A 12,967-nucleotide genomic window follows, 5' to 3' on the forward strand; every position below is an offset into this window, starting at 1 on the left:
TTATCCTATCCTCATAAATACTACAACATTTTCATGAAAAAATCTATGAATTAAACAGTTTCTTTATAATTTCTTCGGGTTTTTTTATTTTTTGCTGGTGATTTTTTAACTTCTCACCGTACAAACCAATTGGTAATCCTTCTTGTGAGAACTCGTTACAATTATCACAGCAAATTTCTTGTGCTTCAATAGACTCATGACCAAAATACTTTAAAATAACTTCGCGACGACAAGCGTTTGTGTTCAAAAAGAACAGCATTTGATTCACTTGATTTTGTTTATCCTGTAATCGTTGTTTAATGCGATTTTCTAATTCCTCTTTTGAAAACCGCTCTTTTTCCTGGTAATCAAACCATTTTGTTTGGATATCGGAATAGCTATCTTTTGATATATCTTCCATCTCGGTTAATTGAGCATACGTTTGCCATTCGTTTTCGAGTTCTTTTCTAAAATAATGATGAATACGTTGGTCGTTTTCATCATATAAGACTATTGAAACAGATTGTTGCCCATCCCTACCCGCTCTACCAGATTCCTGTACATAACTTTCTAAACTATTAGGCAACTGATAATGGATAACATAACGGATATTCCCTTTATCAACTCCCATTCCAAAAGCACTTGTGGCAACTAAACAATCCAATGATCCTTGAATAAATTGTTGCTGAATGTTAGCCCGCTCCACTCCATTCATCCCTCCATGATAATAGGCTACCTTTAGAGATGTTTTCTCCTTTAAAAACTGACTGACAGCTTCAGTATCTTTACGAGTTGTGCAGTAAATCATACCTGGACCTTGGTAACGACTAACAAATACTCGCAACCATTCATTTTTAGTAGCTGTAGCTTGCATCTCTTCGACATGATAATAAATATTCGGACGATTCACAGACGTGTTAATTGTCTGAATAGGCAGTGACATATTAAATAATTTCTCTTTGATATCCATTAACACTTGTGATGTTGCAGTAGCTGTTAAAGCTAGCACTTTAGGATAAGAAAGCTCTTTAATAACTGAATAAAGTCGTTCATAATCAGGACGAAAATCAATGCCCCATGTTGAAATGCAATGCGCTTCATCGACGACGAACATAGAAATCGACAAATGCTTTAAACGGTTAATTAACTCACGATTCATCAACGATTCAGGTGTCACAAAAATAAAGCGATATTGATTTAAACGCTGAAAAACCCATTGTCGTTCTTCAAGAGAAAGTTGACTATTAATCGCGACCACATGTTTTTCCCCATGCTTTATTAAACTTCGCACTTGATCTTCCATTAACGAAATTAAAGGAGATACGATGATGACTTGACCATTTAATAAATAACTGGGCAATTGATAACACAACGACTTTCCAGTACCAGTGGGTAACACACTAACAACCTGTTGTTCATCTAAAATCGCTCTAATCGTCTTTTCTTGCCCCGGCCGAAACGTTTGATGACCAAAACGCTGCTTTAAAACATTAAATACTTGATCCATTATTCGTCATCCTTTGTTTATAAATTTGATAGAGTCGCATTTCAAAATAAGTAACAGGTACTTGACTGTTTGTTTCAATCACTTTAAAGCTCCACTCTTTTTCGTTTGGAAATAACTCATTGAGATGGATAAACACCTGAAGTAACTCCGGATGTAAAAAAAAGTCATATGGAAACTTCTCGTCTATTATCGCAAATTCTAAAAGATGTTCTTCTAAGGTACTTTGTTTAATACGACGCTGATTCATCACATACTGAAAATCGCAGGTTTTCTTAAACAATTCATAACTTTGATGGGCACTTTGATTATATGGATAGCGCGCAACCAATTGAAAAATAGTCTTAAGTAATGGAATTTGATCAGGGTTGGTATCTAGAAGATCAATTAAATGATGCATTAACTCACGATCACGTAACACAGCCTCGATAGAACTTATTCCTAATTCGGCACTTAATTGAGATAGCGTGTAGCCTGTCCATTCATGTCCGCTCATCTGACCAAACAATAATGACCCTTTAATTTCATCATCATTGAAAAAACGACTTACTTCTGATAGCTCATTAGCTAGCTGATCGACCAGTTCTTTTTTTGATATATCAGCTAGCTGACTAGCTAACCAACGCTTCACAAGCATTTGTTGATAACCATTCAATTCGATTGGCACATACTCATTATTATCGTAAGACAGTTCACTGGTTACTTGAATAATAAACAATAACAAATTCTTAAAGGATTCGTCATGGCGATAATGCTTAAAGCTATTTAAGTGTTCGAAGCTAATCGACAATTGACAATCATTTAAGTGCTTTTTACCTTTAGTCGTAATCATGACTTTTCCATCACGTTCTAATAAACATTGTGAACGCAATAAACGATCAATTATTTCTTGGTATTGATAATCAGGCAATCGTGAAAAAATGGCAAAATATCTTAAGACATCGTACAGAAAACCGTATGAAATAATTGAAATAGTACGTTTTCCTTTTAATAATTGATATAATGTCGAAGCTCTAACCTTGTGGCCGTGAGCAAATAGGGATAAAATAAAGTCATCAATACTATATGTCATTGAAATACCTCTTCGTAAGGGTGATAAGATGTTAACCAAAATTATACCAGAAAATTGTATTGCATGTGGACTATGCCAACTAAAAGCACCAGATATTTTTGACTATACAGCCGATGGTATCGTTATTTTTCAAGAAGACGACCAATTACGAGAAAAAAATATTCCAAGCGAATTAGAAGAACAATGTCTTGCAGCATACAAAAAGTGCCCGACTCGGGCTATTTTGATTGAAAAAACGACAAAATAAAAGGAGAATGCCTAACTTCCATTAGGCATTCTCCTTTTATTTTATATTACGTAATTTTTTGCTGATTCTTCTTTTTTATTTAACCATGGCACTAAGCTTTTGTACACCGCAAAGAACAAGGTATTCACGATAACGCCTTTAACCAAATTAAATGGAACGACACCCAAGAAAATATAGTCGGCCATTGTTCCTGGTAGTACAAAGCCTGCAAACTTAGCGTAGACAGGAAGAATAAAACTATAGTTAGCCAGTGACATAACAACAGTTGATGTCACTACCCCTACTACAAGTCCAAAAACTAAACCTACATTGTTGTGCTTGTTTTTGTAAATGTAATAGATTGGTAAAATTAAAGCGATTGCCGCTAAGAAGCTGGCTAAATCACCAATCATATTAGGAATACTGAAACCTGTTGATAATAGATGCAAAATTGATCGCAACGCTGCTATACCAATACCCGCAATCGGACCTAGAATGAATGTCCCTATTAAAATAGGAATTTCACTAAAATCGACTTTCATGAATGGAACGGTTGGCAAGATTGGAAACGCGAAAAACATTAACACAAATGACACGGCTGCTAGCATGGCAATAATCACCATACGTTGTACTTTACTCTTTTTCAAAACTGAAACCCTCCTAGAAGGATCCATCTTCACTGAACCGCAAAGACTAACAATAACAAATAAAAAAAGCTATTTTTCTACACATAAGGGCAGAAAAATAGCGAGTAATCTTATTTGAGAGCTAATCAAATAAGCTCAATCCTCTTTATACCAGACTATACTGTCGGTTTTGGAATTTCACCAAATCAGCCATGAACTAGTAAACTAGCCATAGGTCGTGGACTATAACCACCGGTCGGGAATTGCACCCTGCCCCTGAAGACGAACCTTTATTTTTTTTACATACATATTTTATCATGAAACATTTCACAAAACAAGCGATTTAGTTTAAATAACAAACCTTAATCTTGTTTGTCTAAGTTCATTAAGTCTTTTACTTCTTTTGGTGTTAAGCGACGATATTGACCAGGTGCTAAACCTTTTAAATCTAAATTACCGTAACGTTCACGCTTAAGTTTAACAACAGGATAGCCAATTGCTTCCATCATCTTCTTAACTTGATGATTACGTCCTTCATGAATCGTTAACTCAACAATCGCTGTTTGGTTCGCTTTATCACGTGATAGAATCATCACTTTTGCTGGCGCGGTTTTTCGGCCTTCTAAACGAATACCTTTTTCTAATTTTTGTAAATCTTTTTGCGTAGGAATTCCTTTAACTTTTGTTACATAAACTTTATCCACTTCGTAACTTGGATGCGTTAATTTATTCGTGAACTCACCATCGTTCGTTAATAGTAATAACCCTGAAGTATCATAATCTAAACGCCCTACTGGGAAAATTCGTTCATGAACTCCTGGTAGAAAATCCGTTACAACCGTACGATCTTTATCGTCAGAAACTGTCGACACAACGCCTCTAGGTTTATATAACATAAAGTAAACATTTTCTTCGCGTGTTAACGGAATTCCATTAACCTCGATAACATCTTTCTTCGTCACTTTAACGCCCATCTCTGTCACTTTTTTACCATTAACTGTTACTTTCCCTTGAGCGATTAATTCCTCTGATTTTCTTCTTGAAGCCACACCGCTTTGGGCAAGGAACTTCTGTAATCTAACTTCTTCCATTTTGTTTATTCATCCTTTCGCAAGAGTTACTCGCTAGTTTTTATTTGTTGTTCATTCAAATAGTCGGTTAAATCTTGTGAATCAAAACTAGCTTCTGGTTCTACCGCTATTTCTTCCTTGAATCGATCAAAGAACAAATCGGTCGGTAACTCTTCTGCAAATTCTTTTTCCATCTCTTCAATCGACGGTAAATCATTCAGTGTTTCTAAACCAAAATAGTTCATGAAATAATTAGTAGTACCATACAAAATTGGACGTCCTGGCCCATCCAAACGACCTCGCTCTTCAATTAAATTACGAGAAAGCAGTTTCTGTAAAGAACCTGCTGATTGAACGCCACGGATTTCATCAATTTCCACCCTAGTAATAGGTTGCTTATAAGCGACAATTGATAACGACTCCAGGGCTGCTTGAGACAAATTATGAGACAATGACGATTGCGCATAATCTTTTAATAGTTCTGCCATTTCTTTTTTAGTCGTTAGTACAAATTGCGTCCCAACTTCTAAAATATTTAAGGCGGAGTTTTCATCTTGTTGATATTTATTCATTAAATGTTCTATTTCTTGATAGATAATACTTGTTGGTTGCTGTGTATAGTAGGCCAGTTCGTCTATAGAGACACCTTCTTGCCCTACGACAAACAATAACGCTTCTATCTTACTTTGTAAAGAGGTCATGCTTATTTACTCCACTTCTTCTATACTGTTTTCAAATAATAGGATGGGCGCGTATGGCTCTGCTTGGCGTGCGATAATCGATTTTTTCTTGATCAGCTCTAACATTGCCATAAATGTCGTGACAATCTCACTACGAGTATACGTTTGAAATAAAGAGTCAAATGACAGGCCACGCGTTTTATCAGCTGATTTAATTTGGTTTTCAATCCAATTCATTTGTGCTTCAATCGAATTTTTATCCGGTTTAATCGTCGTTTCTTGTTTTATTTTATGTTTACGTCGCTCTAAAACATCATGAAAGGCAAAAAACAAATCAATCGTAGTGACTTGGTCTGGTTCAAGTTCAGGTATTTCTTCTTGATAATGATCTAAGTCCATTGGCCCTTTTGAATAATAGTCCCCACGTTGTTGCTCTTTTTCTTTTAAAACACCCGCTGCGTACTTAAATTTACGATACTCTAGAAGTTGGGCAACTAGCGCGTCCCGAGGATCTTCTTCGGCCATTAGGTCATCATCGTTAAAAATAAGCTCTTGTTTTGGCAATAACATTTTACTTTTAATTGACATTAACGTCGCAGCCATTACCATATACTCACCGGCCACTTCTAATTGAAGCTCTTTCATGGAATGAATGAATTTCATGTATTGAGAAGTGATTTGCGCTATCGGAATATCATAAATATCCACCTCTAAGGTTTTAATTAAATGCAATAATAAATCAAGAGGTCCTTCAAATACCTCTAATTTTAAATTCAATTCTACCATTTCCGACACCTTTCATGTGTGATTAACTTCAATATTATAGCATACTACTAAGTAACAGGTGTAGTGTTTTACGCTCTAGGGAAATATTGCTTGTAAACTTCAGCCATTCGTTTTTTGGTAATGTGTGTATAAATTTGAGTCGTCGAAATATCCGAATGTCCCAGCAACTCTTGGACAACACGTAAATCTGCGCCATTTTCTAAGAGATGGGTCGCAAAACTATGACGCAACGTATGAGGTGTTACCTCGCTTTTAATCCCTGTTTGGACAACGTATTGCTTTAGATTTTTCCAAATACCTTGACGAGAGAACCCTCCACCACGATGATTTAAAAATAATATATTGGTTGGTTTCTGTACATCAGCAAGGAATGGTCGAGCCTCGTCTAAATAGGTATTAATCCATTTAATCGCGTGATCACCTAACGGAATAATACGCTCTTTATCACCCTTACCGATTGTTTGAATCAGGCCAAGTGATAAATGAAGATTGTCTAGTTTCAAGGTAATTAATTCTGTCACGCGAAGTCCTGTTGCGTACATCACTTCGAATATAGCACGATCTCGAATTCCTAAAATGGTATTAGTATCAGGTGCATCAATGATTTTTTCGACTTCTGATAGAGACAATGTTTTCGGTAACGTGCTCCCTTTTTTAGGTGTATCAACGTATTGCATAGGATCCTGATCAGTAATACGTTCCAAGCGTAAAAATTGATGAAACTTACGTAAGGTTGACACCATTCTAATACTAGTCGCTGCTGATTTGCCTTCATCACTTAGTTGTTTCAAGAACGCCAAGACATGATAGCGATCAACCACTTGCCATTCTGTTAAGCCTTCTTTTTCCAAAAAAGCTAAGTACTGACGTAAATCTCGTGTATAGCTTTCAATACTATTTTTTGATAATCCGCGTTCAACTTTTAAATGATGAATATATTCTTCAACTGATTCGTTCATGTTTTCACCTCATTCTGTTTTCCGTATAAATATTATGTAAACTATTATAACAAAAAAATAAGCAACGCAAAACCTTTACGTTGCTTATTTTTAATTGGTTTGACACTTATGACAAACGCCATGAAAAGTTAAACGATGATCGCTTACTTTGAAACGAAAATCTCGTTCAACAAGTTTTTCGACTTCTAATAATAAATCTTCCTCAATTTCTTCAATGTCGCCACACTCTAAACATAATAAATGATGGTGAAAATGTTTAGCCCCTTCTTTTCGCAAATCATAGCGTGCTACACCATCTGTAAAACTAATTTTATCAATAATTTTTAGTTCTGTAAGCATTTCTAAGGTTCGATAAACAGTAGCCAAACCGATATCATGACTTTTCATTTTAACTAATAAATAGATTTCTTCAGCGGTTAAATGATCTTTTTCATTCTCAATTAAAACTTGGACAGTTGCCTCTCGTTGAGGTGTTAATTTATAGCCACCATCATGCAGTTGGGTCCGAATTGATTCAATTTGCTTTTCTGACATCTCGACACCTCTTATTTGTAATAATTATAATCTAGCAACCAAAAATAAGCTAAACTATTTATAATAATTATAAAATAGTTTAGCTTATTTATCAAGAATTCTAATGATTTGTTTGCAATTTATCGACTTTCATGCTGTAAAACATAGCAATTACACCAATCACCATCACGGCGACGCCTAATCCTAACATGTTTTTGACCCCACCATAAGTGATGATTTGTCCACCAATAAAACTACCAAAAACATTCCCAGCTGTCACTGCAGCCATTACAAACGTTTGCCCTTTCACATTATCCTTTTTCTCCGTTAGTTCATTAATATAATGAGCGTATGCTGGAGTTATGATTGCAAATGAAAACATTTGGAGCAATTGAACCGGAACAATTTGCAAGAAGTTTCCTGCAACTAGATACAACACGCTACGAATAAAGAAGAAAATGACCGAAATTTTCAATAAGTTACGAACCTTAAATTTTCTTTCTAACCACTGAAAACCAAACATTACTGGAATTTCAACTACACTAGCAATGGCGATGGCATAACCTACTTGACTTTTCGTACCATTTACATGGGTAATTATTTGAGGCAAGAACACGTTAACTATCGTGTGGAAGGTAAAAACCATCGCAATTGCCACAAGCAACGGGAGTAAACTAGGATATTTTTTTAATAAATTAGTTGTTACCTGCTTTTCTTCATGGACAGTCTTATTCAAAACATTTCTGTCATCAGCTATGTGAGGCAAGTAAAACAGTAACGCTAATAAGAAGAACGCGACGACTGTCGTCACAACAGGAATAGATAAACTGCTATGTTTCGCTAACCATCCCCCTAATAAGAAAGACGTTAGGGCATACGTTCCAGAACCAATCCCACGAGTAATTGAGAATGATACACGATAGCCAGCGTTGACGTATTCGTATACCAGACTGGTCATGAGTGGTTGCACATTGTATAACAAAACGACAGCCAAACAATAGAGTAGCGCAATTAAGGCATCAGATTGATTGAAAAACATTAATAATAGATTAATGACTCCCATCGTCAACAGACTACCACTAATAATTTTTCTTAAACTTAAACTTGGCATTTTTTCCATTATAAAACCTGTTGCTATTTGAACAACTACCGAAATCAGACTCGCGATAGCAATAATGATACCGACCATTGCATCACTGATTCCACGATCCAACATATAAACGGTCGCAAACCCACTCACACTACAAAACATGACCCAATACAAACCTTGAATTAATGCTAGTTTCCCGAATACAGACTGTTTTTTTTCATTTTTTTGACTGCTCAACATTTCCCCTCCTAAAAAAGGATGTGATTGACAATGATCACATCCTAAACACGAACTTAATTATCCTTTAGTCGATTTTTGTTCTTGTTCTTCAATTAAAATAGTATAACCATTTTCCTGTTTAATTTTTTTAGCTTTCATCAAGCTACCTAGAGCACGTTTAAATTGTGCTTTACTAATAGCAAACATTTCCTTGATTTCATCAGGTGTTGATTTATCGGTAAATGGAATTTTACCCTCACGAGATTGACGCAAAAATGTTAAAACCATATTGGCATCATCTGAAATAACTTCGTGCGCACGAGGTTTCAACGAAATATTTAACATACCATCTGGTCGAATACCGATAACACGACCGGTTACTTTCTCACCTAAACGAGGTTCATTAAAACGTTCTGAAGGATGAATAAAGGCTAAATGATAGTCTTCTGTTAGAACGAATGTCCCAACGACTTTCACGCGGTAAACAGTTCCTGTCACATTTTTATTATGCATGTCTTCAGTTGCCGGACGACTCATCGCAGCTACTCGCTCTTCATCTGCTAATTCCGCCCATAAACGGTCTTTTTCGTCAGTACGTAACGTCACATATAAACGATCATCTTTCTTCGGCCATAATTCCTTCATAGCGGGTAATTCGTCTGAAGATAAAGCAATATCTTTATCCCCTAAGCCAATATTAATGAAGGCACCTAAGTCGCGACGTGTACCGACAACATCAGCAAACCCGTATTTTCCTTTAACAATTTCTGGTATTTGTGTCGTTAAGGCACCTTCACCTTTTTGGTTGAGGTAAGCAAACCCTTCAACAGCATCACCAAGTTGGCGTTCCCCTTCACTTTTAGCTAATTTAAACGTAAAACCATTCTTTTGAACATAATATGATGTATCATTTTCATCAGTAATTAAACCCGTCCAAACAGTTCCTAATAAGTCTTTCATATAATCCACTCAATTCTATATTGTTTATTTATGCTTTATTATAGCATAACTCATTGACTGGATTCACTTATTCAGAGAAAAAAGAAAAAAGAGTTTGAACATTAATGTTCAAACTCTTCTCGTACACCTAATTATAAAACACTCATAATCACAAAGTTTAAAATAAATAAGGCTGTAATAATCCACACAATTGGAGAAATATCTTTAATTCTACCTTTGATTACTTTCAAGATAACATAGAAGATGAAACCTACCGCGATACCATAAGAAATGCTGAAAGATAGACCCATAAAGACTGAAGCAAAGAATGCTGGAATAGCTTCATCTAAATTACCCCAGTTAATTTCTGTAAATGAGCTTAACATCATGATACCAACAACGATTAAAACAGGCGCTGTTGCTTGAGCTGGAACGACAGCGATTAATGGTGCGAACAAGCTACTTAAAGCAAATAAGATAGCTACTACAACGGAAGTTAATCCTGTACGACCACCTGCACCAATACCTGCTGCACTCTCAACAAAAGTTGTTGTATTAGACGTACCGAAAATTGCACCAATAGATGTTGCAATTGCATCGGCAAATAGTGCACGGTCCATTTTTGATTTCATACCAGTACTATTTTCCAATGCCGCTTCATCTTCTGCACTGAAGATTCCTGTTTTACGACCTGTTCCGATGAAAGTTCCAATTGTATCAAATGTATCAGATAAACTAAACGCTAAAATCGTCATTAAAACTAATGGAATACGTTTCGTATTTTCAAATAAACTTGGCAAACCTTCTGAACCAAAAGCTGCCCCAAACGTCGTACCTAGTTCTTTGATTGAGCTACCTAATGAATTGTTTTTGAAGTCAACTGCGGATAAATCAACCACACCCATTAAAATACCGATTAACGTCGTACCGATAATTGAAATTAAAATACCACCTTTAACATCTAATGACACTAAAATAATTGTTAAGACTAAACCAATAACAGCCAAAATCATTTCAGGACTATTAAACATTGCTAAACCAGGAACGACTCCACCATTAATATTTACGCTAACAGTTTGGCCATTGTCTACGATTGAATTAGTAATTGAACCAGCATCTCCTGAGAAACTTAATAAGTTAGCACTTTTTAAACCTGCATAAGCAACGAAAATCCCAATCCCGCCACCAATGGCATGTTGTAAGCTTTCTGGAATTGCTTTAATAATCATTTTTCTAATTTTAGTTACTGTAATCAAAATATTAATAATACCACATAAGAAAACCATTCCTAAAGCTTGCTGCCAAGAGTAACCTAAACCAAATACGACGGTAAAGGTGAAAAATGCATTTAAGCCCATCCCTGGTGCTTGTGCATACGGTACGTTAGCAAATAATCCCATCACTAATGTTCCAATAATTGAAGAAATAATTGTTGCTAAGAAAACTGCTTGAAACGGCATCCCTGATTGAGATAAAATGTTTGGGTTTACAAACAAGATGTAACTCATTGCAAAGAAGGTTGTCAAACCTGCAATTACCTCTCTAGAAACTGTGGTGCCATTTTCTTTCAGTTTGAAAAACTTGTCCATTACGATTCCCCTTTTAAATTAAATTACGAACATTAACAACCTAAAAAGTTGAATTGTTCACTTATTAAGAACAACCTCATTATAAATTTGCTTCGTGAAAATTGCAATAGATATTCCGTATTTTTTAAGTAAAACGTTACACAATGTTCGTGTTTAGTTGCGTTCACTAAAATTTATAAGATGTATTACGTCATAATGTACTATAAATGTATAATGATAGTTAATAAACAATGAATCCAACTCATGAATTTAAGTCCCTAGTCTTTTTTTGAAATATAGAACGTTTTATGATTGATTTTTTTATTTTTTAGGAGTACGATATTAATATATTTAGGCACACCTAAAAAGGAGGTTGTAATATGTCAAATAATATCGAGTCGATAGAAACCCCTCAAATGAAAAGCCTTAGTGAGGTACATGCTACAGTTGAGGTACCAACTGATAAAAGTTTTATCAAAAATTTAATCGCATTTTCCGGTCCTGGTGCATTAGTAGCCGTTGGATACATGGATCCCGGAAACTGGATTACTTCTATAGGAGGTGGGGCAAAATATGGTTACTTATTGCTTTCCATTATTATGCTCTCAAGCTTAATTGCGATGTTACTGCAATATATGTCCGCCAAACTAGGCATCGTCACCCAAATGGATTTAGCTCAAGCCACACAAAAATTGACAGGTAAGAAAATGTCATTCTTCTTATGGATCATAGCTGAACTTGCTATTATGGCAACGGATATTGCCGAAGTAATCGGAGGGGCTATTGCTTTAAACTTGCTATTTGGAATTCCCCTATTATACGGAATCTTCCTAACCGTTTTTGATGTATTTGTTTTATTATTACTAATGAAATTAGGGTTTAGAAAAATCGAAGCAATTGTTGTTTTACTTATCGGAGTGATTTTATTCGTATTCTTATATGAAGTAATTATCGCACAACCAAACATACCTGAAATTTTCAAAGGGTTTGTTCCCAAAAAACAAGTAATGCATCCCGGTGAATTAACAATGTCTCTAGGTATTATTGGTGCTACTGTAATGCCGCACAATCTATACTTGCATTCATCTATCTCCCAATCCAGAAAAATTGATTCTTCCGACCAACGGGAAATAGCAAAAGCCGTAAAATTCGCAACGTGGGATTCTAATATTCAATTAAGCGCCGCTTTTTTCGTTAATTGTTTATTACTAATCCTTGGGGGCGCCTTATTCTTTGGTCACGGTGATGATTTAGGTACCTTCTCAAGTCTATACAATGCGCTACAAGATACGAATTACGCTGGTGCTGTTGCTAGCCCTTTACTTAGCACTTTGTTTGCTGTTGCCTTGCTAGCATCAGGTCAAAATTCCACTATCACCGGTACATTGACTGGTCAAATAGTCATGGAAGGATTTATCCACTTAAAAATCCCTTCTTGGCTAAGACGTCTTGTTACCCGATTAATTTCAGTTGTGCCCGTCCTTATTTGCGCGTATTTGTTTGGTGATAATGAAGAAGCATTAGATAATTTACTTATTTACTCACAGGTCTTCCTAAGTATCGCTTTACCGATTGCGATGATTCCGCTCGTGTATTTCACCAGTTCAAGTAAAATTATGGGGGAACAATTTAAAAACAAAACATGGGTAACTGTTCTAGGTTGGGTAGCCACTATTGTCTTATGTTTATTAAACTTCCAATTAATTGTCCAGACTCTGTTTCACTAAAAAAAAACA

13 protein-coding genes and 1 riboswitch are annotated in these 12,967 nt (G+C 35.6%); of the genes, 2 read left to right on the forward strand and 11 right to left on the reverse strand.

Annotated features, from left to right (window positions below):
• Positions 1-43: 43 nt before the first annotated feature.
• Positions 44-1,486 (reverse strand): RecQ family ATP-dependent DNA helicase, encoded by a 1,443-nt coding sequence (locus FA707_RS05650; protein WP_136953314.1) that lies wholly within the window; start codon positions 1,484-1,486, stop codon positions 44-46.
• Positions 1,470-2,555 carry a helix-turn-helix domain-containing protein gene (locus FA707_RS05655; protein WP_136953315.1) on the reverse strand — a complete coding sequence of 362 codons (1,086 nt, stop codon included), beginning with the start codon at positions 2,553-2,555 and terminating at the stop codon, positions 1,470-1,472. Before FA707_RS05655 ends, FA707_RS05650 begins: the two co-directional genes overlap by 17 nt.
• 28 nt (positions 2,556-2,583) lie before the next feature.
• Between FA707_RS05655 and FA707_RS05660 the strand changes: the two genes are divergently transcribed.
• Complete coding sequence (locus FA707_RS05660; RefSeq protein ID WP_136953316.1) at positions 2,584-2,802, forward strand: ferredoxin; 219 nt, start codon at positions 2,584-2,586, stop codon at positions 2,800-2,802.
• Positions 2,803-2,843: 41 nt separating this feature from the next.
• Here FA707_RS05660 and FA707_RS05665 read toward each other — a convergent pair whose 3' ends face one another.
• The 9 genes from FA707_RS05665 to FA707_RS05705 form a co-directional block, all read right to left on the reverse strand.
• Positions 2,844-3,428, reverse strand: a complete 585-nt coding sequence (locus FA707_RS05665; RefSeq protein WP_168177359.1) for an ECF transporter S component — start codon at positions 3,426-3,428, stop codon at positions 2,844-2,846.
• A gap of 134 nt (positions 3,429-3,562) precedes the next feature.
• A riboswitch (FMN riboswitch) is annotated at positions 3,563-3,695 on the reverse strand.
• 74 nt (positions 3,696-3,769) lie between these two features.
• Positions 3,770-4,498 (reverse strand): pseudouridine synthase, encoded by a 729-nt coding sequence (locus FA707_RS05670; RefSeq protein ID WP_136953318.1) that lies wholly within the window; start codon positions 4,496-4,498, stop codon positions 3,770-3,772.
• 26 nt (positions 4,499-4,524) lie between these two features.
• A complete protein-coding gene (scpB, locus tag FA707_RS05675) occupies positions 4,525-5,178 on the reverse strand; it encodes an SMC-Scp complex subunit ScpB (protein ID WP_136953319.1) in 654 nt (217 codons plus the stop codon).
• Positions 5,179-5,184: 6 nt separating this feature from the next.
• Entirely contained in the window at positions 5,185-5,943 is a 759-nt protein-coding gene (locus tag FA707_RS05680) for a segregation/condensation protein A (RefSeq protein ID WP_136953320.1), read from the reverse strand.
• Between the two features lie 68 nt (positions 5,944-6,011).
• Positions 6,012-6,902 carry a site-specific tyrosine recombinase XerD gene (gene xerD / locus FA707_RS05685; protein ID WP_136953321.1) on the reverse strand — a complete coding sequence of 297 codons (891 nt, stop codon included), beginning with the start codon at positions 6,900-6,902 and terminating at the stop codon, positions 6,012-6,014.
• 90 nt (positions 6,903-6,992) lie between these two features.
• Positions 6,993-7,436, reverse strand: a complete 444-nt coding sequence (fur, locus tag FA707_RS05690) for a ferric iron uptake transcriptional regulator (protein ID WP_136953322.1) — start codon at positions 7,434-7,436, stop codon at positions 6,993-6,995.
• Positions 7,437-7,536: 100 nt separating this feature from the next.
• The gene (locus tag FA707_RS05695; RefSeq protein WP_136953323.1) at positions 7,537-8,745 is read right to left on the reverse strand and encodes an MFS transporter; all 1,209 of its coding nucleotides are present in this window, start codon (positions 8,743-8,745) and stop codon (positions 7,537-7,539) included.
• Positions 8,746-8,802: 57 nt separating this feature from the next.
• Entirely contained in the window at positions 8,803-9,684 is an 882-nt protein-coding gene (locus tag FA707_RS05700; protein WP_136953324.1) for a CvfB family protein, read from the reverse strand.
• 131 nt (positions 9,685-9,815) lie between these two features.
• Positions 9,816-11,252 carry an NCS2 family permease gene (locus FA707_RS05705; protein ID WP_136953325.1) on the reverse strand — a complete coding sequence of 479 codons (1,437 nt, stop codon included), beginning with the start codon at positions 11,250-11,252 and terminating at the stop codon, positions 9,816-9,818.
• 359 nt (positions 11,253-11,611) lie between these two features.
• On the opposite strand from FA707_RS05705, the gene FA707_RS05710 reads away from it, so the two are divergent.
• Positions 11,612-12,958 carry an Nramp family divalent metal transporter gene (locus tag FA707_RS05710; protein WP_136953326.1) on the forward strand — a complete coding sequence of 449 codons (1,347 nt, stop codon included), beginning with the start codon at positions 11,612-11,614 and terminating at the stop codon, positions 12,956-12,958.
• Positions 12,959-12,967: the final 9 nt, after the last annotated feature.

Source organism: Vagococcus zengguangii (genome assembly GCF_005145005.1).
Taxonomy (GTDB): Bacteria; Bacillota; Bacilli; order Lactobacillales; family Vagococcaceae; genus Vagococcus_A; species Vagococcus_A zengguangii.

Excerpts from the sequence above, each read along its gene's own strand:
- FA707_RS05650 (WP_136953314.1), bottom strand. The coding sequence starts at position 1,486 with ATGGATCAAGTATTTAATGTTTTAAAGCAGCGTTTTGGTCATCAAACG.
- FA707_RS05655 (WP_136953315.1), bottom strand. The coding sequence starts at position 2,555 with ATGACATATAGTATTGATGACTTTATTTTATCCCTATTTGCTCACGGC.
- FA707_RS05660 (WP_136953316.1), top strand. The coding sequence starts at position 2,584 with ATGTTAACCAAAATTATACCAGAAAATTGTATTGCATGTGGACTATGC.
- FA707_RS05670 (WP_136953318.1), bottom strand. The coding sequence starts at position 4,498 with ATGGAAGAAGTTAGATTACAGAAGTTCCTTGCCCAAAGCGGTGTGGCT.
- scpB (WP_136953319.1), bottom strand. The coding sequence starts at position 5,178 with ATGACCTCTTTACAAAGTAAGATAGAAGCGTTATTGTTTGTCGTAGGG.
- FA707_RS05680 (WP_136953320.1), bottom strand. The coding sequence starts at position 5,943 with ATGGTAGAATTGAATTTAAAATTAGAGGTATTTGAAGGACCTCTTGAT.
- xerD (WP_136953321.1), bottom strand. The coding sequence starts at position 6,902 with ATGAACGAATCAGTTGAAGAATATATTCATCATTTAAAAGTTGAACGC.
- fur (WP_136953322.1), bottom strand. The coding sequence starts at position 7,436 with ATGTCAGAAAAGCAAATTGAATCAATTCGGACCCAACTGCATGATGGT.
- FA707_RS05695 (WP_136953323.1), bottom strand. The coding sequence starts at position 8,745 with ATGTTGAGCAGTCAAAAAAATGAAAAAAAACAGTCTGTATTCGGGAAA.
- FA707_RS05700 (WP_136953324.1), bottom strand. The coding sequence starts at position 9,684 with ATGAAAGACTTATTAGGAACTGTTTGGACGGGTTTAATTACTGATGAA.
- FA707_RS05705 (WP_136953325.1), bottom strand. The coding sequence starts at position 11,252 with ATGGACAAGTTTTTCAAACTGAAAGAAAATGGCACCACAGTTTCTAGA.
- FA707_RS05710 (WP_136953326.1), top strand. The coding sequence starts at position 11,612 with ATGTCAAATAATATCGAGTCGATAGAAACCCCTCAAATGAAAAGCCTT.